Origin of the sequence: Paenibacillus sp. BIHB 4019 (assembly GCF_002741035.1) — a bacterium.
Classification (GTDB): domain Bacteria; phylum Bacillota; class Bacilli; order Paenibacillales; family Paenibacillaceae; genus Pristimantibacillus.
In genome coordinates this window covers 6,201,989-6,225,398 of sequence record NZ_CP016808.1, presented here as the reverse complement: position 1 = coordinate 6,225,398, position 23,410 = coordinate 6,201,989, and the positions used below count along the sequence as shown (strand labels likewise).

General features: G+C 47.2%; 27 protein-coding genes. All 27 read left to right on the top strand.

Annotated elements, in window-relative coordinates; all coding sequences use genetic code 11:
* The first annotated feature begins 10 nt into the window (after positions 1–10).
* The 27 genes from BBD42_RS26925 to BBD42_RS26795 all read left to right on the top strand — a co-directional run bounded on the left by BBD42_RS26925 (position 11) and on the right by BBD42_RS26795 (position 23,338).
* Positions 11–373 (top strand): response regulator, encoded by a 363-nt coding sequence (locus BBD42_RS26925; protein ID WP_046230724.1) that lies wholly within the window; start codon positions 11–13, stop codon positions 371–373.
* A gap of 12 nt (positions 374–385) precedes the next feature.
* Entirely contained in the window at positions 386–1,018 is a 633-nt protein-coding gene (locus BBD42_RS26920) for a flagellar biosynthetic protein FliO (protein WP_099520669.1), read from the top strand.
* Positions 1,008–1,763, top strand: a complete 756-nt coding sequence (fliP, locus tag BBD42_RS26915) for a flagellar type III secretion system pore protein FliP (protein WP_099520668.1) — start codon at positions 1,008–1,010, stop codon at positions 1,761–1,763. Before BBD42_RS26920 ends, fliP begins: the two co-directional genes overlap by 11 nt.
* 23 nt (positions 1,764–1,786) lie before the next feature.
* Positions 1,787–2,056, top strand: coding sequence for a flagellar biosynthesis protein FliQ (gene fliQ / locus BBD42_RS26910; RefSeq protein ID WP_056038213.1), 270 nt, complete (start codon positions 1,787–1,789; stop codon positions 2,054–2,056).
* A gap of 15 nt (positions 2,057–2,071) precedes the next feature.
* Positions 2,072–2,860, top strand: a complete 789-nt coding sequence (gene fliR / locus BBD42_RS26905) for a flagellar biosynthetic protein FliR (protein ID WP_056038210.1) — start codon at positions 2,072–2,074, stop codon at positions 2,858–2,860.
* Between the two features lie 20 nt (positions 2,861–2,880).
* Positions 2,881–3,972: a flagellar biosynthesis protein FlhB gene (gene flhB / locus BBD42_RS26900; RefSeq protein ID WP_099521829.1), complete on the top strand. Its 1,092-nt coding sequence runs from the start codon at positions 2,881–2,883 to the stop codon at positions 3,970–3,972.
* Positions 3,973–3,993: 21 nt separating this feature from the next.
* Entirely contained in the window at positions 3,994–6,027 is a 2,034-nt protein-coding gene (flhA, locus tag BBD42_RS26895) for a flagellar biosynthesis protein FlhA (RefSeq protein WP_099520667.1), read from the top strand.
* Positions 6,024–7,250, top strand: a complete 1,227-nt coding sequence (gene flhF, locus BBD42_RS26890) for a flagellar biosynthesis GTPase FlhF (protein ID WP_099520666.1) — start codon at positions 6,024–6,026, stop codon at positions 7,248–7,250. The genes flhA and flhF overlap by 4 nt, the downstream gene beginning before the upstream one ends.
* Complete coding sequence (locus tag BBD42_RS26885) at positions 7,243–8,115, top strand: MinD/ParA family protein (RefSeq protein WP_099520665.1); 873 nt, start codon at positions 7,243–7,245, stop codon at positions 8,113–8,115. The genes flhF and BBD42_RS26885 overlap by 8 nt, the downstream gene beginning before the upstream one ends.
* 26 nt (positions 8,116–8,141) lie before the next feature.
* Positions 8,142–9,431, top strand: a complete 1,290-nt coding sequence (locus BBD42_RS26880; protein ID WP_099520664.1) for a chemotaxis-specific protein-glutamate methyltransferase CheB — start codon at positions 8,142–8,144, stop codon at positions 9,429–9,431.
* Positions 9,432–9,471: 40 nt separating this feature from the next.
* A complete protein-coding gene (locus BBD42_RS26875; RefSeq protein ID WP_099520663.1) occupies positions 9,472–11,565 on the top strand; it encodes a chemotaxis protein CheA in 2,094 nt (697 codons plus the stop codon).
* Between the two features lie 12 nt (positions 11,566–11,577).
* Positions 11,578–12,039 carry a chemotaxis protein CheW gene (locus BBD42_RS26870; protein ID WP_056038192.1) on the top strand — a complete coding sequence of 154 codons (462 nt, stop codon included), beginning with the start codon at positions 11,578–11,580 and terminating at the stop codon, positions 12,037–12,039.
* Between the two features lie 2 nt (positions 12,040–12,041).
* On the top strand, positions 12,042–12,662 hold the full coding sequence (locus BBD42_RS26865; RefSeq protein ID WP_046230734.1) for a chemotaxis protein CheC: 621 nt from the start codon (positions 12,042–12,044) through the stop codon (positions 12,660–12,662).
* Positions 12,659–13,153, top strand: coding sequence for a chemotaxis protein CheD (locus BBD42_RS26860; RefSeq protein WP_099520662.1), 495 nt, complete (start codon positions 12,659–12,661; stop codon positions 13,151–13,153). Before BBD42_RS26865 ends, BBD42_RS26860 begins: the two co-directional genes overlap by 4 nt.
* A 6-nt stretch (positions 13,154–13,159) precedes the next feature.
* Positions 13,160–13,606 (top strand): hypothetical protein, encoded by a 447-nt coding sequence (locus BBD42_RS26855; RefSeq protein WP_099520661.1) that lies wholly within the window; start codon positions 13,160–13,162, stop codon positions 13,604–13,606.
* 5 nt (positions 13,607–13,611) lie between these two features.
* On the top strand, positions 13,612–14,382 hold the full coding sequence (locus tag BBD42_RS26850) for a FliA/WhiG family RNA polymerase sigma factor (RefSeq protein ID WP_046230737.1): 771 nt from the start codon (positions 13,612–13,614) through the stop codon (positions 14,380–14,382).
* 14 nt (positions 14,383–14,396) lie between these two features.
* Positions 14,397–15,803 carry a flagellar assembly protein A gene (locus BBD42_RS26845; protein WP_099520660.1) on the top strand — a complete coding sequence of 469 codons (1,407 nt, stop codon included), beginning with the start codon at positions 14,397–14,399 and terminating at the stop codon, positions 15,801–15,803.
* 38 nt (positions 15,804–15,841) lie between these two features.
* Positions 15,842–16,165 (top strand): hypothetical protein, encoded by a 324-nt coding sequence (locus BBD42_RS26840; protein ID WP_056038180.1) that lies wholly within the window; start codon positions 15,842–15,844, stop codon positions 16,163–16,165.
* An 18-nt stretch (positions 16,166–16,183) separates the two neighbouring features.
* On the top strand, positions 16,184–16,741 hold the full coding sequence (locus tag BBD42_RS26835) for a hypothetical protein (RefSeq protein ID WP_099520659.1): 558 nt from the start codon (positions 16,184–16,186) through the stop codon (positions 16,739–16,741).
* Positions 16,734–17,336 (top strand): hypothetical protein, encoded by a 603-nt coding sequence (locus BBD42_RS26830; protein WP_099520658.1) that lies wholly within the window; start codon positions 16,734–16,736, stop codon positions 17,334–17,336. Before BBD42_RS26835 ends, BBD42_RS26830 begins: the two co-directional genes overlap by 8 nt.
* Positions 17,337–17,533: 197 nt before the next feature.
* On the top strand, positions 17,534–18,232 hold the full coding sequence (gene rpsB / locus BBD42_RS26825) for a 30S ribosomal protein S2 (protein WP_046230742.1): 699 nt from the start codon (positions 17,534–17,536) through the stop codon (positions 18,230–18,232).
* Between the two features lie 112 nt (positions 18,233–18,344).
* A complete protein-coding gene (gene tsf / locus BBD42_RS26820) occupies positions 18,345–18,995 on the top strand; it encodes a translation elongation factor Ts (RefSeq protein WP_099520657.1) in 651 nt (216 codons plus the stop codon).
* Positions 18,996–19,116: 121 nt separating this feature from the next.
* Positions 19,117–19,845, top strand: coding sequence for a UMP kinase (pyrH, locus tag BBD42_RS26815; protein ID WP_046230744.1), 729 nt, complete (start codon positions 19,117–19,119; stop codon positions 19,843–19,845).
* Positions 19,845–20,399 carry a ribosome recycling factor gene (frr, locus tag BBD42_RS26810; protein ID WP_056038169.1) on the top strand — a complete coding sequence of 185 codons (555 nt, stop codon included), beginning with the start codon at positions 19,845–19,847 and terminating at the stop codon, positions 20,397–20,399. Before pyrH ends, frr begins: the two co-directional genes overlap by 1 nt.
* Before the next feature lie 157 nt (positions 20,400–20,556).
* Positions 20,557–21,321: an undecaprenyl pyrophosphate synthase gene (locus BBD42_RS26805; RefSeq protein WP_099520656.1), complete on the top strand. Its 765-nt coding sequence runs from the start codon at positions 20,557–20,559 to the stop codon at positions 21,319–21,321.
* A gap of 28 nt (positions 21,322–21,349) precedes the next feature.
* A complete protein-coding gene (locus tag BBD42_RS26800) occupies positions 21,350–22,144 on the top strand; it encodes a phosphatidate cytidylyltransferase (RefSeq protein ID WP_056038164.1) in 795 nt (264 codons plus the stop codon).
* A 54-nt stretch (positions 22,145–22,198) separates the two neighbouring features.
* Positions 22,199–23,338: a 1-deoxy-D-xylulose-5-phosphate reductoisomerase gene (locus tag BBD42_RS26795; RefSeq protein WP_099520655.1), complete on the top strand. Its 1,140-nt coding sequence runs from the start codon at positions 22,199–22,201 to the stop codon at positions 23,336–23,338.
* The last annotated feature ends 72 nt before the right edge of the window (positions 23,339–23,410 follow it).

Sequence of the window (23,410 nt, the reverse complement as noted above, 5' to 3'; positions counted from 1 at the left end):
AAGAAAAAAGATGGCAAACCGTATTCTAATCGTAGACGACGCAGCATTTATGCGCATGATGATCCGCGATATTTTATCCAAAAACGGCTACGAAGTAGTTGGTGAAGCACCTGATGGCGCACAAGCGGTGGAGAAATTCAAGGAGCTTAAGCCAGACCTGATTACGATGGATATCACGATGCCTGAGATGGACGGCATTGCAGCATTGAAAGAAGTTAAAAAAATCGACCCGAATGCAAAAGTTATTATGTGCTCTGCAATGGGACAGCAAGCAATGGTTATTGATGCCATTCAAGCTGGAGCGAAAGATTTCATCGTTAAACCTTTCCAAGCGGACCGTGTTATTGAAGCGATCAAGAAAACGCTGGGCTAACGGTTGTATGCGATGGTCAAACTTAAAGCTCGTGTAACGCTTTTATTGTTTTCAGGAATGGCCGTTCTGCCTGCCGCCGCCTTAGCGGAAGCAGTCCAGACGAGCCAGCCTGATTTGCCATATACTAGTTCGTCTAACATGGCAGGCAGTGTAGTATGGGTTATTTTTTCTCTACTCCTTATTATTGGACTAATCATTGTAGTTATTAAATGGCTCTCGCGGCGCAACCGGGCGTTCGGAGGAACAAATCGTTCGCTTCGTTCGCTCGGGGGCATTTCCTTAGGTCAAAATCATTCGCTTCAAGTTGTTGAGCTGTCAGGCCGTCTATATGTTGTAGGGGTTGGAGAAAACATTACCCTGCTGGACAAGATTGATGATGAAAAACAAGCTGAGGCGATTATTGAGGCAATGGAGAGGCAAGTGCAAGGTGGCTGGTCGCCGAGTGCTTTGACGGGCTTAGTATCACGCTTTCGTCAAGGCTCTGGCGAACAGGAACCGAAGGATGAACAGTGGAACGACGCTTCTTCGTTTCAGAATGTGCTTAAGGACAAGATGAATCGTCAGGCGGATCGCAAGCAGCAGCTCGAAGCACTCCTCAAAGACCCTAACCCTAATGAACGGTTGAATGATGATCATGAAAAATAAATGGTGGATAGCTCTTGTTGCGGTGCAGTTAGCCGGTTTAATATTTCAATCGCATGCTTTTGCTGAACCGCTGCCGAACGTAGAAATTAACTTTGGCAACACGGGCAGCGATCAGCCGGACCCTAGCGCGTTATCAATTTTGCTGCTGATTACCGTGCTAAGCATAGCGCCTGCTATTCTAGTATTGATGACCAGCTTTACACGCATTATTATCGTGCTTAGCTTCGTTCGGACATCGCTCGGTACGCAGATGATGCCTCCGAACCAGGTACTAATCGGACTTGCTATGTTTTTAACCTTTTTTATTATGGCCCCTACCTTCTCTCAAGTAAATGAGGTAGCTTTGCAGCCATATTTGAAAGGGGAAATTTCCCAAACAGCAGCTTTCGAGAAAGCGTCTGTACCGATGAAGGCTTTTATGTTCAAGCAGACGAGAGAGAAAGATTTAAAGCTGTTTATGGATTACACGAAGACTGAAAAGCCGAAAACTTATGAGGATATCCCACTGACCGTTTTGGTTCCGGCGTATGCAATTAGCGAAATCAAGACAGCTTTTCAAATGGGCTTCCTTATATTCATACCGTTCCTCGTTATTGATATGATTGTATCCAGTACGTTAATGGCGATGGGGATGATGATGCTTCCGCCAGTAATGATTTCATTGCCGTTCAAGCTCTTGCTGTTCGTCATGGTAGATGGCTGGTATTTGATAGTCAAATCCTTGTTATTAAGCTTCAATACCTGACGACTGTATAGGGGGGATGTTCAATGAGTGCCGATTTTATTATCGGTCTGGCCAGCGAGGCTGTATTTACCGTACTAAAAAGCAGTGCTCCAATGCTTCTTATTGCTCTCGTTGTTGGGCTCTTGGTCAGTATTTTTCAGGCGACTACCCAGATACAAGAGCAAACCTTAGCATTTGTTCCGAAAATTGTAGCGGTTTTTGCATCCGTTGTTTTGTTCGGGCCGTGGATTCTAAATACGATCGTCGATTTCACTTATAATCTGCTGAACAACCTGCATAAATATATCGGATAGGCGTGAATCGCAGCGATGGAGCTTATCGAGCAAGGTTTTCCTATTTTTTTGTTGATTTTTTGTCGAATTACATCATTTTTCGTCGTAGCTCCGATGTTTTCTGGGAAAATGATGCCGAATATTGCAAAAATCGGTTTAAGTTTTTTTATTTCTTTTATCGTGTATCTCACGTATGGCATTAATCAGACAGTAGCGACAGATGCCAGCTACGTGCTTTATGTCGTACAGGAAATATTGATCGGCCTGTTATTCGGCTTCGTGGTGTATTTGTTTTTCGTAGTCGTGCAGACGGCAGGGGCATTAATGGATTTGCAAATTGGTTTTGCGATGGCGAATGTCGTCAACCCATTGACGGGCACTTCCGTGCCATTGCTAGGTAATTTTAAATACATGATGCTTATTGTCATTTTTTTCTCCTTGAACGGGCATCATTACTTGCTTCGAGGGCTAATGGACAGTTACAAATGGATGCCGCTTGCTGGAGATTTTTTTGCGAGAATCAGCAGTGGCAGCATTAGCGAGTTTTTAACGAAAGCCGTTGGAAATACGTTTTTGCTAGCTTTACAGGTCGCAGCTCCGCTAGTAATTGCCATGTTTCTGACGGATGTCGGACTGGCATTTTTAGCCAAAACAGCGCCTCAATACAATGTTTTCGTCATTGGGATACCGCTTAAGCTTATTATCGGGACGATTTTGCTCGTGCTGCTTATGCCGGGGCTAAGTGGTCTGTATGAGCGGCTCATTGCCATCATGTTTGACAACTTGGAGCAGCTATTCGCCATTTTCAAAGGGCCGGACGGGTAGAGGAGGCTGTAATCGTGCAAATGTACCGCTTAAAGCTCGACCTGCAGCTGTTCAGCCAAGAGAAGACGGAGAAAGCGACGCCCAAAAAACGCTCGGAATCGCGTAAGAAGGGTCAGGTAGCCAAATCGGCTGACTTTCCCAGCTCCTTGATTTTGCTGTTTACGTTTGCTGGCTTTGCGATGTTTGGCGGCTTTTACAAGCAGCGAATTATGAATATGTTTGATGATATTTTCGAAAATTGGCTGCTTATGGAGCTTACGTCTGAAAATGTTTTTAACTTGTTCGGTACGCTCGTAACCGAAATGCTCATTTTTTTACTGCCTATATTTTCGGTAGCTATTTTAGTAGGCATTATCGGTAACGTTGCGCAATTTGGCTTCTTGCTTACAGGAGAGCCGCTTAAGATGAAGATCAGCAAGCTTAATCCGCTCCAAGGATTGAAACAGATCTTCTCCATGCGTTCTATTGTTGAAATGCTTAAAAGCTTGCTGAAGCTGCTGATTATTGGAGTGCTCGTATACCAGACGATTGCAAGCGATTGGAGTCGGCTGCTTTCTCTTTCGGACCTGTCTGTTGAGCAAATTTTCGCCTTTGCAGCTGGCCTGACGGTCAGCATGGGAATCAAAATTGGTGCTGCGCTCGTTGTGCTCGCCTTTGCGGATTATTTGTATCAGAAGTACGAGCAGGAGAAAAGCATGAAGATGTCCAAGCAGGACATTAAGGACGAGCATAAGAAATCAGAGGGTGATCCGCTCGTTAAAGGCCGTATCCGAGAAAAGCAGCGGAGAATGGCCATCCAGCGGATGATGCAGCAAATTCCGAATGCAGATGTCGTCATTACCAACCCGACGCACTTTGCAATCGCCTTGAAATATGATTCCTCTAATATGGAGGCGCCCGTAATTATTGCCAAAGGCATGGATCATGTGGCGCTGCGCATTAGGGAAATCGCCAAAGAGCACGGCGTTATTACGATGGAAAATAAGCCGCTTGCCAGAGCATTATACGAACGCGCCGAAATCGGAGATGCCATACCGGCAGATTTGTTCCAGGCTGTGGCGGAGGTGCTCGCATACGTTTACAAGCTGAAAGGCCGTGTCAAATCATCGTAATTTAAGGGAGGAGGAAGCGTCATGAAACCAAAAGATCTTATCGTGTTAATCGGGATCATAGGCATCGTGCTCATGATGGTTATTCCCATCCCTATTCTTTTGCTGGATATTTTGCTTATTCTGAATATTTCCATCGCTTTAATGATATTGCTTATTGCGATGAATACGAAGGAAGCGCTGGAGTTTTCCATCTTTCCCGCAGTTTTGCTTGTTACGACCTTATTCCGATTAGCACTCAACGTTTCTACCACCCGGAACATTTTGCAGCATGCAGAAGCGGGGGAAGTTGTCGCAACATTCGGTAGATGGGTGGGCGGCGGGCAAATCGCAATCGGGTTTATCGTCTTCCTTATTCTCGTCGTCGTTCAGTTCATCGTTATTACGAAAGGTTCTGAGCGGGTCGCCGAGGTAGCAGCAAGGTTTACCCTCGATGCGATGCCCGGCAAGCAAATGAGTATTGATGCCGACTTAAATGCGGGACTCATTAATGAGCAGCAGGCACGGGACCGGCGTTCCAAGATTGAAAGAGAAGCGGATTTCTACGGAGCTATGGATGGTGCCAGTAAGTTTGTAAAAGGGGATGCAATTGCATCCATTATCATTCTCATTATTAACCTGGTTGGCGGATTTATAATCGGGATGGCGGTACATGGCTTTCCATTTGCCGAGGCACTCGAAACGTATTCGATCTTAACCATCGGGGATGGTCTAGTCAGTCAAATTCCAGCATTGCTTATTTCGGTAGCAGCAGGCTTAATCGTTACAAGAGCTGCATCAGACGGCAACCTGGCACAGGATTTGACAGCACAGCTGTTTAAATACCCTAATCTTTTATACATAGTTGCAGGAACAATAGCTTTGCTTGGTCTCGTTTCGCCAATCGGCGTTATGCGCACGCTCCCTTTTGCGGCACTGCTCGCATTTGGCGCATGGAGAATGAAAAAGCTGCAGGAGAAGCAAGTGGAGCAAGAGGAGATGCTTGTGGAAGAGCAGCAAATTGAAGAGGTTCGTAATCCGGAAAGTGTCATTGGCCTATTGCAGGTGGATCCCATCGAGTTCGAATTTGGCTACGGCCTGATTCCACTGGCAGACACGCAGCAGGGCGGCGATTTGCTGGACCGTATCATTATGATCAGAAGGCAATGCGCGCTTGAGCTGGGGCTTGTCGTTCCCGTTATTCGAATCCGCGATAATATTCAACTGAGACCGAATGAATATGTCGTTAAAATTAAAGGGAATACCGTTGCGAAAGGCGAGCTTCTGCTCAATCATTATTTGGCAATGAGCCCGGGCTTCGATGATGAATCGGTACTTGGTATTGAAACGACAGAGCCGGCATTCGGGCTGCCAGCCATTTGGATTGACGAGCAGATGAAGGAAAGAGCGGAAATGTCGGGATATACCGTCGTAGATCCGCCTTCGGTTGTCGCTACGCATTTGACAGAAATTATTAAGCGTCATGCGCATGAATTGCTCGGACGTCAAGAGACGAAGGCACTCATTGAAAATGTCAAGGAATCGTATCCAGCGCTTATCGATGATCTCATTCCTTCGGTGCTATCCATTGGCGATTTGCAAAAAGTGCTTGCCAAGCTGCTTCGTGAAAAAGTTTCGATCCGCGATCTGGTAACCATTTTTGAAACGTTGGCCGATCACGGGCATTACACGAAAGATCCCGATGTGCTGACGGAATATGTCAGACAAGCGCTGTCAAGGCAAATTACCCAGCAGTTTGCGGCAACGGGAGACAAGCTTAAAGTGATTACAGTCGGTCCGGCGATGGAGAAGAAAATCGCTGAGTCCGTACAGCAGACCGATCAGGGAAGTTACATTGCGCTTGACCCGATCGTCACTCAACAAATTTATTCCAAGCTGAATGAGCAGGTAACCCGGCAAATTCAGTCCGGACAGCAGCCTGTTGTACTCACTTCCCCTACAATCCGCATGTATTTGCGCCAGATTGTGGAACGGACGATGCAGGAGGTTCCGGTCATTTCTTATAGTGAGCTTGAACCTAACGTTGAAGTTCAGAGCGTAGGGGTGGTGAATTTATGAGAGTGAAACGTTATGTAGTCAATGCCCTTCCCGAAGCGCTGCCGATGATTCGAAGCGATCTTGGCAAAGATGCCGTTATATTGAATACGAAAGAAGTCAAAGTCGGTGGCTTCATGGGCATGTTCCGTAAAAAGAAGATGGAAGTTATTGCCGCTATTGAGTCGAATGCAGCTGCTCCGGAAAATCTGCCGCAGAAGCGCAAGGCGCCGGATGATGTCAGCGCCGTAATGGCAGCTATTACGGAGACGATGCAGAAGCAGCAGCGTGCCGCAGCAGCTTCTGCAGCTGCTACAGCTACGGTTGAGCCGCCGGCAAGGCCTGCGCCAGTTGCGGCGGCTTCTCCAGTCAACGATCAGCTGATGGACGAAATTAAAGGGATTAAGCAATCCCTCCTGCAGCTGTCTTCGCAAAAAGCAGGAAATTCACTATCAGAAGCTGCACAAGCCCTTCATGACCGCCTTCAAGAGCAGGAGCTCGAAGCGGAGTGGATCGACCAGCTTATGGCGATCATCTCTGAGCAGGAAGGGCAGCAAAGGGAGCCATTGACACGTACGCAAGTATGGGAGCTAGCCAAACGGCAACTGCTCGAATGGATGGCCCCTTATGCAGCCGGCATGATCGATGAGCAGGCCAGAATCGTTCATTTTGTTGGTCCGACTGGCGTAGGCAAAACGACAACAATCGCTAAGCTTGCGGCTAATCAAACGATTAAGCATAACAAAAAAGTAGGCTTCATTACATCAGATACGTACCGAATTGCGGCGGTTGACCAGCTTAGAACGTACGCTAATATTTTAAACATTCCGCTGGAGGTTGTTTTTTCTCCTATGGATTTGCCGAAAGCATTCAAGCAGCTCGAAGATAGAGAGCTCATCTACATGGATACGGCTGGCCGCAACTTCCGCAATGAGCTAAATGTATCAGAAGTAAACAGCCTGCTTCAATCGCATGACCGCAATGAAACGGTGCTTGTGCTGAGCCTTACCGGCAAAACGAAAGATATGACGTCAGTCGCCGGAAACTTTGTGAAATACGGCATCGAGAAGGTATTGTTTACGAAGCAGGATGAAACGGCGGTGTACGGCTCTATTTTTAACCTTGTGATGAAGTTCGGTTTAACGCCGACTTATGTGGCAAGAGGGCAGACGGTGCCGGATGACATTGATCGCTTTAACGCTGCTGCTTATATGAATGATTTGCTGGGGGAAGCGGACGATGAATGATCAAGCCGAAGCGCTGCGACATATGGTAAAGGCAAGCAGCAGCGAAGGCGGCAAGCGCGAAACGCGCATTATCGCTGTCACCAGCGGCAAGGGCGGCGTTGGGAAGTCCAACTTTAGTCTCAATTTTGCGCTGATGCTTCAGAAGCTTGGTCAGAAGGTTCTCGTTTTTGATGTTGATATTGGCATGGCGAACATCGATATATTGATGGGCGTGCGCTCCTCCTACCATTTATACCATTTGTTCAAGCAGGACAAAACGATCTGGGATGTCGTTCAGGAAGGGCCTGAAGGATTGCATTTTATTGCAGGCGGATCAGGAATTAAAGATTTGCTGGAGCTGTCAGAGAAAGAGCTGACCTTGTTCACAGAGCAGGTTTCAAAGCTTCAAGGGCTGTACGATGTCATCGTATTTGATACTGGAGCAGGACTTTCCAAGGAGACGGCGAGATTTATCGCCGCAGCGCAGGAAACGATCGTTGTAACGACGCCTGAGCCGACCTCTATAACCGATGCATATGCCTTAATTAAAATGGTAAAAGCAATGGGCATTCATCCGAATTTCAGACTTATCGTTAATCGGGCAGACAGCAAGCGGGAAGGCCGATTGACAGCAGATAAAATCAATTTGGCTGCCGAGCGCTTCCTAGAAGCCTCCTTGCCATTTCTCGGGCTCGTACCCGATGATGCTCATGTAGGCAAGGCGGTAAAACGCCAAATTCCCTTCACCATTGCTTATCCGAGCAGTGAAGCATCGAAAGCTATGCATGAAATTGCAGTTCGTTTTCTAGAAATAAAGAGGCCGGAATCTGATGCTAAAAACGGTGTAAAGGGATTTTTGCATAAATTATTCAAGCTAACGAGATAGTCCTTTTAATCAGGGGAGGGGAAAAGATGGCTCCTTATCGTGTACTCATTGTAGATGATTCTGCATTTATGAGAAAAATTTTTAGTGACTTAATTTTAAAGGATTCAATGTTTTCAATAATAGCGACTGCAACCAATGGGGCCGAAGCTGTAAAAGCGGTGGAGAAATGGAAGCCCGATGTTGTAACGCTCGATCTGGAAATGCCTGAAATGAATGGACTTGAGGCTTTGCAAAAGATTATGAAACAAAATCCGACGCCTGTCATTATGCTGTCTGGCATTAGTGAGGATAACACGAGGGATACGATCAAAGCATTGCAGTTTGGAGCATTTGACTTTATACGCAAGCCGTCAGGCATTGCAACGAATGATATTATCCAAGTTGGCGAGCAATTGATAGAGAAGCTAAAAACAGCTGTACTGGCGAGGAAGCCTTCATTCATTGAGGAGAAGATGGACCCGCCGGTAAAAGTGAAGGCGCTAGATATTAAAAAGCCTCTAATAACCGAAGCAACAACAAATGCAGCGTCACGGCTTGCTGCACCTTCTATGGCGAAGAAGAAACCGGAAATTACGCCACCAATAAAGCCGCCTAGCATGAACAAAAAGCCGGAACAACCAGCGGCAGTCAAAGCGGTGGCGCCTTCCTCTACATATAAGCCAACTGCTCCGCCGATTATAGCGAGCAAAAAAACGGAAGCTCCCGCTCCGCCAAAAAAAGAGCTGCCGAAGTCTACGTCGTTTCAGCATATTGTTGCAATTGGAGCTTCAACGGGAGGGCCGCGTGCCTTGCATACGGTCATTAGCGCTTTGCCTGGCGATCTTGGCGCACCTGTCCTGGTTGTCCAGCATATGCCGCCGAAATTTACGAAATCGCTCGCTCAGCGCCTTGACAGCTTCAGTGCGCTGCATGTCGTTGAAGCGGCTCAAGGCGACCGGGTTCATCCCGGCGTTGTCTATGTTGCTCCCGGAGGCTATCATCTAGAGCTTGGCAAAGATAGTTCCGGTTATTATATTCATTTAACAGAGCAGCCGCAGCGCAATGGGCATCGTCCATCGGTAGATGTGATGTATGAATCATTAGTTCCTTTCAAGGAGCTGAAGCGTCACGCGGTCATCCTGACCGGAATGGGCAGCGATGGTACGAAAGGTCTTAAACAGCTTGTTGAGAGCGGTGCAGTAACTTCTATAGGCGAGGCGGAGGAAACTTGCATCGTTTACGGCATGCCGCGCAGCGCCTACGAAAGCGGGGCAGTCAAGACCGTGCTCCCGCTGCAGCAAATCGCTGCACGTATTGAAAGCTGTGTACTTAAATAACGATTGAAGCAATCACAAGTCTAGCAGGAGGTGCGATACAATGGATATGAATGCCTATCTGTCGATGTTCATCGACGAATCTAACGACCATCTTCAAACCTTGAATGAAAACTTATTGCGACTGGAAGGCGAGCCGGAAGATCTATCAATTGTTCAAAATATATTCCGCTCCGCTCATACTTTGAAGGGCATGTCGGCTACGATGGGATATGAGGATCTGGCTGCCTTGACACATGAAATGGAAAATGTGCTTGATCTTGTTCGCAATAGCAAGCTCAAGATGGACAGCTTTATATTTGATACGCTTTTCAAGGGTCTTGATGCGCTGGAGGCGATGGTGCAGGATATCGTTAACGGTGGTACTGGTAAAGCGGATGTGACATCAATTGTGGCCGCCTTGCAGTCGATTTTTAGCGGAGAGCATAAACTATCGGTGCCGGATCAAAAGGCTGCAGCGGAGGGCGATTCTTCCAATGTGGACAAGCCTATTTTGCTGCTGGATGAGTACCAGACTTCGGTGATTAAGCAATCCATTGATAGCGGACATCAGGCTTATCATATTCATGTTACGATTCGCGAGGACTGTTTGCTGAAAGCAGTTCGTGCCTATATGGTATTCAATCTGCTGGAAGCACACGGAGAGATTGTGAAATCGGAGCCTTCTGTGCAGGATTTGGAACAGGAAAAATTCGATCGTTCCTTTACGGTATTTACCATTACACAGACGAAGCTGGAAGAACTGCATACGCAAATTATGAATGTATCCGAAGTGGAGACGGCAGTTATAACTTTGCTGGATGAGGAATCGCTGCATCTGCTAAGCACGCCAACAGCGAATCAGCAAGCTGAGGCTGAAGTGAAGAAAGCGAAGGAAGAGGTTGCAGCAGCTATAGCAGTCGTCGAGAAAAAAGAAGAGGCAGCCAAGGCTCCCGCTGCGGTTGCGCCTCGTAAAGACTCGCCAGCTCAAGCTGCTCCAGCAGCGGTTAATCGGACGATTCGCGTTGATATCGACCGTCTGGATACGCTGATGAATCTGTTCAGTGAGCTGCTCATTGATCGCGTGCGACTAGAACAGCTATCAAGCGAAATTAAACGCAATGACTTGACTGAGACTGTCGAGCATATGACGCGTGTCAGCACAGATTTGCAAAATATCGTACTCAAGCTGCGCATGGTTCCCGTCGATTCGGTATTCAACCGTTTTCCTCGCATGATTCGCGATTTGGCGAAGTCGCTTGATAAAAAAATCGATTTGGTCATTACTGGGGCGGATACAGAGCTTGACCGTACCGTCATTGATGAAATTGGCGACCCGCTCGTTCATTTGCTGCGCAACTCAGTCGATCATGGCATCGAGACGGTGGAAGAACGTATTGCCGCAGGCAAGTCAGAAGTAGGTACCATTTTCCTGCGTGCATATCACAGCGGCAACCATGTGTTCATCGAGGTGGAAGAGGATGGACGCGGCATTAACCAGGAGCGGGTGCTGAAGACGGCGATCAAAAACGGCGTCGTTACTGAAGATGAGGCGAAAAAGCTGTCGAGCGACGAAATCAATATGCTGATTTTTGCAGCAGGCTTTAGTACAGCTGAGAAAATTTCGGATATTTCTGGACGCGGTGTAGGACTGGACGTTGTACGTTCCAAAATTACGTCGCTTGGCGGAAATGTGACCATTGACTCGGCGTTTGGCAGAGGAACAAAATTCTCGGTACAGCTTCCGCTGACGCTGTCGATTATTTCGGCGATGCTGATCAAGCTGGGCTCGGAAAAATATGCGATTCCACTGTCCTCCATTGTCGAGACCAGCATTATCCGCAGATCGCAAATTTTGAACGTTCATGGCAATTTAATGATTGAATTCCGCAATACCGTTATTCCTCTTGTATCGCTGAGCCGTGTGCTTGAGACGCCTGACTTCAATGATAGCGCCGAGGAAGAAACCGAAATTGTAGTGGTGCGCAAGGGAGAAAAATGGGCGGCAGTCACCGTCGATGAGTTTATCGGCCAAAACGAGATCGTGCTCAAAACGCTTGGCAAATATTTGACCAATATCGAGGCGATTTCTGGAGCTACGATTTTAGGTGACGGCCAGGTCGCATTAATTATTGATCCTAACGCATTAATCAAATAGGAGGTTTTCACAATGGGAGAAGAATTGAAGGTCATTGTTTTTGCGCTAGCTGATGAGGAATACGGTATTGAAGTAGATAAAGTTAGAACAATAGAGCGGATGTCACCGATTACCCGCGTGCCTAAAACAGCCGCTTTTATTAAAGGCGTTATGAATTTGCGCGGTGTTGTCGTGCCGGTTGTCGATCTTCGTGGGCGTTTTGGCCTACCTGAGCAGGAACCGACAGATAATTCGCGAATTATAGTAGTAGCGGTAGATGATCTTGAAGTAGGATTTATTGTCGATTCCGCGAATGATGTCATAGATATCGATACGGACAACATCGATTCTCCACCTGAAATCGTAGGCGGCGTTAAAGCCAAGTACTTGCACGGTATTGCCAAGCTCGGGGACAGCAGGCTGCTTATTATGCTAAATCTAGTTGAGGTGCTGAATAAAAACGAGATCGAACAGCTCATGCAACTGGAGGGATAGAAGTGGCACAGTTCAGCAAGTTTGAAGCTTTTGAGCTTGACGTACTAAAGGAAGTCGGCAATATAGGCGCGGGCAATGCAGCTACTGCATTGTCTCGTCTTCTTAACAAGCCAGTCGATATGGGTGTTCCGAAGGTCAGCCTGCTGCCCTTCGAAGAAATTGCCGATCGCGTAGGCGGCATGGAGCAGGTCGTCATCGCGGTGTTTTTAAGAGTGGAAGGCGAAGCGCCGGGCAATATGTTTTTTATCATTCAGGAGGACGCAGCGAAGCGCTTGCTGACTCAGCTGCTGTCATTGCCTCATGATGATGAGAACGGCTATTCCGAAATGGAGCTGTCGGCTTTATGCGAAATCGGAAATATTTTGACCGGCTCATATTTGTCTTCGTTGGCTGATTTTACCCATTTGGCGATGGCTCCATCGGTTCCATCCGTTGCACTGGACATGGCGGGAGCTATTTTAAGCTATGGTTTGCTGCAATATGGCGAGATGGGCGATTCCGCGCTGTTGATTGAGACGACATTTCTTGAAGACTGCCAAGACCTGGAAGGCCATTTTTTCCTAATACCCGACCCTGAATCATTCACAAAAATTTTCCGCGCTCTGGGAGTAAATGTCGAATGATACAGCAAAATTTGATTAAGGTTGGAATGGCTGATTTAAATATTGCAACTGAGGGTTCCGTCCTCAAAACAACAGGGCTTGGTTCTTGTGTAGGACTTACGCTTTATGATCCGGTTAATAAAGTAGCCGGAATGGCCCATGTTATGCTGCCTTCCTCTGAAATTGCAAGAGAGGCAACGATTAACTTGGCGAAATATGCGGATACGGCCATTCCTGAGCTTGTTGAACGGATGAAGCATGTGGGCGCACAGCAAAATCGCCTTGTAGCGAAAATGGCTGGCGGCGCTCAAATGTTCGCCTTTTCAGGGCAGTCGGACTCTATGCGCATTGGTCCGCGAAATGTCGAATCTTGCCTTGAGATCGTCAACAAGTTCAAAATTCCTGTGTTTGCACAGGATACGGGCGGCAACTATGGCCGCACCATTGAGTTCGACAGCGGAAGCGGTCTGTTACTCATTCGCAGCGTACAGCTTGGAATAAAGGAGATTTGAATTATTATGATCGGAAATTGGCGATGGAATGTCGGATTAGGACTAACGGGTGTTATATTAACGATTCTTTTCTCACTCGGTAAAAATGCGGTCACAGTCATACTGCTGCGCAGTGTATATGCATTCATCGCCTTTGTTGTCATTGCGTTTATACTGCGTGCAGTGCTTACGTTTATTTTGAAGCCGCCGGCATTGCTGGATAACGGCGCTGCAGAAGAAGATGGAATCGGAACACAGTTTAATTTGACTACGCCGGATGAAAGCGAAGATTTAAATCAGCTGTTGAAAGACGGACTGGATATTCGCCCAGCGCAAGATGAGGCAGATAGCAAGCTGCCAATGGAACAAGAGCAAGAGCCGTTTCGGCCATTAGCGCCGCCACAGCTCGTGTCTGCACAAAACAAAGAACCGGAAGAACTGGCTAAAGTAGTACGTCACCTGACAGGAGGGTGAAAAATATGATTGCTTCTTTAAACATTCCGATGTGGCAAGCTTGGAAAGAAGAAGGGGATATTGAAGCGAAGAAGCGGCTTATTGAGCAATATTTGCCGCTTGTTGATTATGTGACCAATCGTATGGCTATTGGCCTGCCTAAAAACGTATCCAAGGATGACCTTGCCAGCAATGGCGTAATGGGGTTAATTGATGCAATAGAGAAGTTTGACTATTGCCGGGGACTGCAGTTTGAGACCTATGCATCCTGGCGCATTCGCGGCGCAATTATTGATGGTCTCCGTCAAGGAGACTGGGTTCCGCGGTCCGTGAGAGAGAAAGCGAAAAAAGTGGAAGAGGCTTATCAAAAGCTGGAACAACAGTATTTACGCTCGGTTTCCGATGCTGAAATTAGCAATTACCTGAACATAACGGAAAAGGAGTTTACAACGATGCTTCAAGAGATTGCGGTAACGACTGTATGTTCGCTTGAGGATCCTCTTCGCGAGGAAGAATCGGAAACAAGACTTTCGCTGCTCGTGGATGAACGGGCAAAAAATCCTGACCATAAAGTCCATGAAGTATATTTGAAAGATTCATTGGTTAATGGAATAGAGAAGCTGACGGAGAAGGAACGTATCGTCGTTTCCCTTTTTTATTATGAAGAGCTGTCTTTAAGTGAGATTGCAGACGTCATGTCGCTCTCGCCGTCACGAATTTCCCAGCTCCATTCCAAAGCTATTTTACGTCTTAGAGGAGCTTTATCCAAGCATAAAGATCAACTAATGCAGTACTAGAGTGGAGGCATGTAATGGAAGGTCAATCATTAGATACCATTATGAGCGTTCAAATATCCGCAGATAAGATGTCAGCCTTTTTGACATTCAAACGTTTGACGGATGATTTTGAATGCTCTGTCGAACAATTAGAGCAGTTTGTGCAAAGTAGCGGAGTGAGCGTTGGTGTTGTGCCCGGCGTCCTTCAAAGCATTTGTAACAATCCGCTCGCTTTTTATAAAGAGCAAACTTTAATTGCTGAAGGAAAGCCTGCTGAAGTTGGCAAGGACGGCTTTGTTCAATTTATTTACGATATGAAAAGCAAAGAGCGGCGCCCGGCCGAAAATGAAGATGGCACTGTAGATTTCAAAGAAATGACGCAGTTGAAAAATGTGACGCGCGGCCAGCTGATTGCTGAACTGGTCGAACCCGTTGCTGGCGAACCGGGCATGACGGTAACCGGGAATGAGGTTGCTTCGAAAGAAGGCAAGGCGGCGCGTTTTAAAATAGGAAAAAATGTCGTGCTGAACAATGAGCAAACCGCCATGTATGCGGCATTGGATGGACTCATTACGATGACGGATAAGGATAAAATCAATGTATTTCCTATTTACGAAGTGAATGGCGACGTAGATTATAAAATAGGAAATATTGATTTTGTCGGTACCGTAGTCATCAGAGGGAATGTGCTTAGCGGCTTTCGCGTCAAATCTGCCGGGGATATTCGCATCATTGGCGGAGTTGAGGGCGCCGATTTGGACGCAGAAGGCTCTATTGAAATATCAGGCGGCATTATGGCTGGCAATAAAGGTTTTGTCAAAGCCGGAAAAAATGTGAAATGCTCCTTTATCCAGGATGGCAACGTTATTGCCGGCGATGATGTGCTCGTATCGCAAAGCATTATGCATTCGAATGTTCGCGCTGGTAAAAACGTCATTTGCTCAGGGGCCAAGGGGCTGATCGTTGGCGGGACTATTCAAGCGGGCGAGCGGGTTAAAGCTCGTACAATCGGCAATACGATGTCTACGGCAACAGTAGTTGAAGTAGGTGTAAAACCGGAGCATCGCTCGGAGCTGCTGGAATTGCGCACAAAACTCAAGCAGCACAACGAGAGCATGGATAAGGCGGATAAAGCGCTTGTGATTTTGGATCAATTGGCTGCAATTGGGCAGCTAACAGATGATAAAATGGCGATGCGCATTAAGCTAAGCGCGACCAAACGGCAGTCGCTGACAGAGGTTGAGCAGTTCCGTGAACGGATTTTGGATATTGAACGCACGCTTGAAGATAGCGAGCAAGCCGGGGTTGACGTCAATAACATTATTTATGGCGGAATCAAAATTGTAATTGGCCGATATACGAAATATATTAAAGACCCGCTGCAGCGTGTTTCCTTTCAGTATTTAGATGGAGATATTTCACAGGTGAGTTACCGTTCGTAAAAACTTGAGCAAGCTGACCCAATAGGGAGGTAATCAAGATGGCTTTCAAACCTATTGATTTGCAAATATCGGTTCCTCGCACACCGGAGTCCAGCGGACTTCAAAGCCATATGAATCATAAGCCGATGTCGGACCAGACGAAGCTTGCCGAGCAGCAAGCTGCGCAGACCGAGCTTGTTCGCCACAAAAATACAGAAGTTGAGCATTCCGTAGGCCTGAACGTTCGTCAGGATCAAGAAACAAGCAAGCAATCTGATGAACGCAAGGGCAAACACAAAAAACAGGATGGGCAGGACAAGCATGAAGAAAGCCATCCCCCTGTACATCCCTATAAGGGACATCATGTAGATATTTCGCTTTAAAGGCAGGTGGGAGCAAGCATGTCTAACTGGCAATACATAGTTTTGCTTGGCGCAGTGGTCGTTGTTTTTGGGTTGCTTTTGCCTAGAAGGAAACAGCCCGCAGCCGCGCAAGCCGTCAATAATATGGAAGTTTCACTGGAACAGTTTATGGAAAACATGGAGCAGGACAATCGGGAGCTTACCGCACTTATCGTGCAATCACAAGAGGAAGCACGTGCCAAGGCACAGCGCAGCGAGGAGCGTTTAGCCGAGCTGGAGCGTAAATATAGCGCTATGGAGCAGCTTTTTGAGCAGCAGAAGGCTTCCGCAGTGCCGGTGCAGGCTGCCCAGGTGATGCCGGTCAAGGTGGACGTTCCCCTTACACCCGTTCCAGCTGCGCTACAGGAAGAGCCAGAAGAGCTGGAGGAGCCTGCTCCGCCAGTGAAGCAATCGATTCAAGAGCGTTATGCCGATTTGTTTGCGCTTCATCAGCAAGGCAAGTCTATTGAGGCAATTGCTAAAAAAATGAACATGAACAAGGGCGAGGTTCAGCTTATCCTTCAGCTTGCGAAACAGGAGGAGGGTGCCCGTGTTTAAAAACCGCGTTTTTTTAACCGGGCTTGGCCTTGGCATTATTATCGGCGCATTGTTGCTCCAAATGATGATGATTGGCGAATCCAGCCAGCAAAAGCTCAGTAACCGCGACAATGCAGATGCCGGGCAAGAGGAAAAGCTATATTCGCAAAGTGAAGTCGATGCGATTGTTGAAGCGCAGAAGGCAACGAGCAGCATTAAGGAAGAAAGCGAAGCAACGGCAGTGCCTTCACCAACTGCTTCACCTGAACAAGCGCCTTCTGAAAGCGCTGCTCCACAAGCCTCCGCCCCAGCTTCCCCAAAGGCTTCAGCAGTGCCAACGGATAATTCTTCAGCCGCTGCGGACACAGATGAGAATACCATTCGCAAAATGGTTCGCATTCAGGCAGGAACGAATTTGACTGCGGCGTCCGAGCTGCTGGCCAAGGAGAAGCTGATTAGTGATAAAGCGGCATTTATCCGCAAAATGAAGCAAGAAAAGAAACTGGTTCGCGCCGGTTATTTTTTGTTTACCGGTAACCCTTCGCTTGAGGAAGTTATTACAACCATAACGACACAGCCGATGACACCAGAGGAAGTAAAAGCTTTTAATTCGTAATAAAATGGCGGAATGCGGTAATTTTCGCCCAGAGATTGTTGCGTACGTCATGCAGTTATGGTATATTAATTGACGGTGTTAAAAACACACGCTGATTAATTTCGTTAACGGTGCTTCTGCTTAGGCGGAAGTTTTAACGAAAGATGACGTCGGCGGAGGGCACTACAAAAAAACCATTATCAGGAGGTGTTGGAGAAATGGCGGTTATTTCCATGAAACAGCTACTTGAAGCTGGGGTACACTTCGGTCATCAGACTCGTCGTTGGAACCCGAAGATGGATCGTTATATCTTCACTGAAAGAAACGGAATTTACATTATCGATTTGCAAAAAACAGTTAAAAAAGTTGACGAGGCTTATAACTTCGTTCGCTCGATCGCTGCAGAGGGCGGCACTATGCTGTTCGTCGGCACGAAGAAGCAAGCTCAAGATTCCGTTAAGGAAGAAGCTGAGCGTTGCGGCAACTTCTACATCAACCAACGTTGGCTCGGCGGTACGCTGACTAACTTCCAAACGATTCAAAAACGTATCGACCGTTTGAAAACTTTGGAGAAATGGGAAGAGGACGGCACTTTCGAAGTTCTTCCTAAGAAAGAAGTTATTATTCTTCGCAAAGAAAAAGACCGTTTGGAAAAATTCCTTGGCGGCATCAAAGGCATGAAATCGTTGCCTAGCGCTTTGTTCATCATCGATCCTCGCAAAGAGCGTATCGCTGTTGCTGAAGCACGCAAACTTGGAATTCCTATCGTAGGTATCGTTGATACAAACTGCGATCCAGACGAAATTGACTATGTCATTCCTGGTAATGATGATGCAATTCGTGCGGTTAAATTGCTTACGTCCAAGATGGCTGATGCAATTGTTGAAGCTAACCAAGGTGAGCAAACAACTGCTTAATTCAATAAACGTAAGCTATTAGGCGAAGGGCGGTCAGAAGGTGAAAGCCTCTCACCGCCCTTTTTTCACGAATACCTAATTAAATAAATCGAAACCTTCAGGAGGGCTCAAAATGGCAGTTAGTGCGAGCGCAGTAAAAGAACTTCGCGAAAGAACAGGAGCAGGAATGCTCGATTGTAAAAAAGCTTTGGATCATACAGACAACGATATCACGAAAGCGATTGAATTCCTTCGTGAGAAAGGCCTTGCTGCTGCAGCTAACAAAGCTGGTCGTATCGCAACAGAAGGCGTTGTTGAATCCTACATTCACGCTGGCGGCCGTATTGGCGTTCTAGTTGAAGTTAACTGTGAAACAGACTTCGTTGCTAAAACAGACCAATTCCGTGAGTTTGCAAGAGATATCGCGATGCAAATCGCTGCTGCAAACCCTAAATTCGTTCGCCGCGAAGAAGTTCCTGGCGATGAGCTTGAAAAAGAACGCGAAATTTTGCGTGCACAAGCACTTAACGAAGGCAAGCCTGAAAAAATCGTTGATAAAATGGTTGAAGGCCGTATTTCCAAATACTATGAAGAATATTGCTTGCTTGAGCAAACGTTCATCAAAAACCCAGACCAAACGATTTCCGAGCTTCTTAACGAGAAAATCAACAAAATTGGTGAAAACATTTCAATCCGTCGTTTCGTTCGTTATGAGCTGGGCGAAGGTCTTGAGAAAAAAGTTGATAACTTCGTAGAAGAAGTTATGTCGCAAGCTAAACTGTAAACCGATCGCAAAGGCGGGGCGGGGCGTCCGCCTCGCCTGCTTTCGTAAGCGGAGAAACTTTATATTTTGATAACCGGATGCAATCTAAGAGCTTTAGATTCATTCATGGAGGTAAGCAACGTTGGAAAAACCCGTGTTTAAACGTATAGTATTAAAAGTTAGCGGCGAATCGTTGGCAGGAAATAACGGCTACGGTATTGAGGCTTCGACAATTGCTTCTATTGCTGAGCAAGTAAAGGAAGTTGTAGCATTCGGTGTTGAAGTTGCCATTGTTGTAGGCGGCGGTAATATTTGGCGCGGAATTGCAGGAACTGCTAAAGGGATTGATCGCGCAACGGCGGATTACATGGGTATGCTGGCTACAGTTATGAATTCTCTTGCTCTACAGGATGCATTGGAACAAATTGAAGTGCCAACCCGCGTACAATCCTCGATTGCTATGCAGCAAATCGCTGAGCCGTACATTAGACGTCGTGCTATTCGCCACCTGGAGAAAGGCCGCGTCGTTATTTTTGCTGCTGGCACAGGCAATCCGTTCTTCTCAACAGATACGACAGCTGCTTTGCGTGCTGCTGAGATTGAAGCAGAAGTCATTTTGATGGCTAAAAACAAAGTGGATGGCGTATACTCTGCTGATCCATTCAAAGATCCAACTGCAGTTAAGTTCGAAGAGCTTACTTATATGGAAGTATTAAATAAAAATCTTGGTGTTATGGATGCGACAGCATCTTCGCTATGCATGGACAACAATATTCCGCTCGTTGTATTTGCAATTACAGAGCAGGATAATATTAAGCGGGTCGTGCTGGGCGAGAAAATTGGCACCATTGTGAGAGGAAGTGCGAAATAATGCCTCAAGCTATTAAGAAAAATGCCGAAGAACGCATGGAGAAAGCGATCGGTGCACTGCGCCGCGATTTGGCCAGCCTGCGTGCAGGCCGCGCATCAGCAGCTTTGCTTGATCGTGTGCAAGTTGAATATTACGGCGCATTGACACCAGTTGCACAACTGGCCAACATTAATACGCCGGATTCCCGGACGCTGATGATTCAGCCGTGGGATAAAACCTCCCTAGCAGCTATTGAAAAAGCGATTATGAAATCGGATCTTGGTTTGACGCCAGCTAATGACGGCTCAACAATTCGCATTTCGATTCCGCCGCTGACCGAGGAGCGCCGTACCGATCTTGTCAAAATGACGAAAAGATTCGGTGAAGAAGCGAAGGTAGCTGTCCGCAACATCCGTCGCGATGCGAATGATGATGTGAAGAAGCTGGAGAAAACGGACATTTCAGAAGATGAGTCCCGTCGTCATCAAGATGACATTCAAAAGCTGACAGACCGTTTTATCGTAGAAGTGGATAAAGTATTGGTAGCTAAAGAAAAAGAAATTATGGAAGTATAATTTCGCTAAAGCCCCTCCGTTAGGTGGGGTTTGGTTTAAATATAAGGCTTTTATTTTTATTGAAATGCCTTATATATCATCGCGAAACGCAAGCTGCCTTCTATTGGGTACGGTGGCAGCCGTTTACGCTTGTTAAATCCGGGTTGGAGGAACGAAGATGATCAGTCGACTTTGGGCTAAATTTAGCAAATCGTCCCCACGTCCGGCAGCGCCGCCACAATGGGGCGACGTGCCTAAACATGTTGCTGTTATTATGGATGGAAACGGGCGTTGGGCCAAAGACCGTGGATTACCGCGAATAGCGGGTCATCATTCCGGGATGAAAGCGGTCAGACGTATTACGATGGCAGCAGACCGGCTCGGCGTTAAATATTTAACGCTTTATGCTTTTTCGACGGAAAACTGGAAAAGGCCTAAAGACGAAGTTGATTTTTTAATGAAGCTCCCTCAGCAATTTCTAGAAATTGAAATAGACGATTTGATGCAAAAAAATGTTCAGGTTCGCGTCATGGGGCACAGGGAGGATCTCCCGTCCTTTACGATTAAAGCGTTGGACGAAGCAATGAGCAAGACGGCAAATAATACGGGACTCGTACTTACTTTTGCGCTAAACTATGGCAGCCGCAAGGAAATGCTTGAAGCGATCAAGGAGATCGCAGCGGATGTGCAAGAAGGACGGCTCACCTGTGACCAAATAGATGATCATGTGATGAGTTCGCATTTATTGACCCGCGACCTTCCAGATCCTGATCTGCTGATTCGCACGAGCGGAGAATTGCGTTTAAGCAATTTTATGCTTTGGCAGCTTGCCTATAGCGAAATGTGGTTTACGGACGTCTATTGGCCTGAATTTTCAGAGGCCCATTTCGAAGAAGCGATTGAGGAGTATGGGCGGCGCGCACGGCGATATGGCGGACTATAAGCTTCGATAACGGAGTGTGACCTATACATTGAAACAGCGAATAGTGACGGGAGTAGTAGCAGGCGCATTTTTTATTGCGCTTGCAGTAGCGGGAAGCTGGCTATATGCTGGTCTGCTCGTATTGCTCGCGATGGTAGGCTTTACTGAATATGTCAAGATGAACGGCCAAGCTTGGGCTCATCCGGCTTCATTGCTCGGATACGCGGGTGTGCTGTTTTTTGTGCTACCATGGAACCTAATTGGGGTAGAAACGCCATCCTTCATGTTTGTAACGTGGGTGCTGGCCTTTTTGCTGCTTGCTTTAACGGTCTTGACCAAAAACAAAACAACGATTGATCATGCGGCACTTATGCTGCTCGGTGCGCTGTACGTTGGGATGGGCTTTGGAGCGATGAATGCGGTAAGACAGATGGATGATCATGGTTTGTTTTGGACATTTTTGCTTCTTGGCTGCATATGGTCCTCCGACATTGGCGCCTATTTTGCCGGGAAGGCTTTTGGCAAAAACAAGCTCTGGCCATCCATTAGTCCGAACAAAACGATTGAGGGGGCGCTCGGAGGCGTTGTGCTGTCGCTTGTTGTAGCAGCTATCGGAGCTTTTTTCTTTCCCGACGTCATCGTATTTGGCAAAGCGCTTCTTATTGGGCTTCTTGCTGCTGTAGCCGGACAGTTTGGCGATTTAATTCAATCCGCTTACAAACGAGTGCGTGATATTAAAGATACAGGCCGCATATTGCCTGGGCATGGCGGCGTTTTGGACCGTTGCGACAGCTGGATTATCGTATTTCCGTTGATCGTGCTCTCCGGTCTGCTTCCCATGTAATTTGTAAGAGATGCAAAAAGCACATGTCTAATCCGAGTGTCAGAGGAGATTGAGATGAAAAAAATAACGATTCTTGGCTCAACAGGCTCCATTGGCACGCAAACGCTGGATGTTATTGCAAACGACCCGGAGCGTTTTCAGGTTGTCGGCTTATCGGCGGGCAGCAATACGGACCTGCTGATTGAGCAGGCGATCCGCTTCAAGCCATCCATCGTTTGCTTGTCAACGAAGGAAGCGGCTGAAGCGGTTGCCTCTTCGCTGCCTGCGGGAACACGGGTCATTTTTGGCGAGCAGGGCTTAATTGAGCTTGCTGGGGAGACGGAAGCCGATATTGTCGTTACGGCGATTATGGGCAGCAGAGGGCTCCCTGCAACGCTTGCTGCCATTGAAGCGGGCAAAATGATTGGCCTTGCGAATAAAGAGACGCTCGTAACGGCAGGTCATATTGTAATGGAACGGGCAAGGCAGAAGGGTGTTTCGATTATACCGATTGACAGCGAGCATTCGGCTATTTTTCAGTGCCTGAATGGAGAAGATCGCAGATCGCTTAACCAGCTTACGCTGACTGCCTCAGGCGGCTCATTCCGCGATCGCACGCGCGAGCAATTGAAAGGTGTTACGGTGGCGGAAGCGCTGAACCATCCTAATTGGTCCATGGGTGCTAAAATCACAATCGATTCTGCCACAATGGCTAATAAAGGGCTGGAAGTTATTGAAGCCCATTGGCTGTTTGATGTTACATACGATCAAATCCATGTTCTTGTTCATCCAGAGAGTATCATTCATTCTTATGTGGAGTTTACTGACCATAGCGTAATTGCGCAGCTGGGACTGCCTGATATGCGCGTACCGATTCAATATGCGCTAACATATCCGCATCGCTATCCAACGCCTACCGGCCGGCTTGATTTGGCTGCGATTGGCAAGCTTCATTTTCGAGAGATGGACTTTGAACGGTATCCGTGCCTGCGTCTGGCTTTCGAATGCGGCAAAGCGGGACAATCGGCGCCAACGGTATATAATGCGGCGAATGAGGTAGCGGTGGCCCGGTTTCTTGCTGGCGAAATTGAATTTCTGGATATTGAACGCACGATTGAGGAAGTGCTCACTCGCCATTCTGTAACGGTAGTTGATACTCTTGAAGCTATCGCTGAAGTCGACAGCTGGGCACGTCGAATGGCTGCTATTGTGTAACTTGTCCGCTGCCTCGCGGTTCTCTTGTAACGGATAGGAGAATAATGATAATCTATGTACAGGCCGTTACGA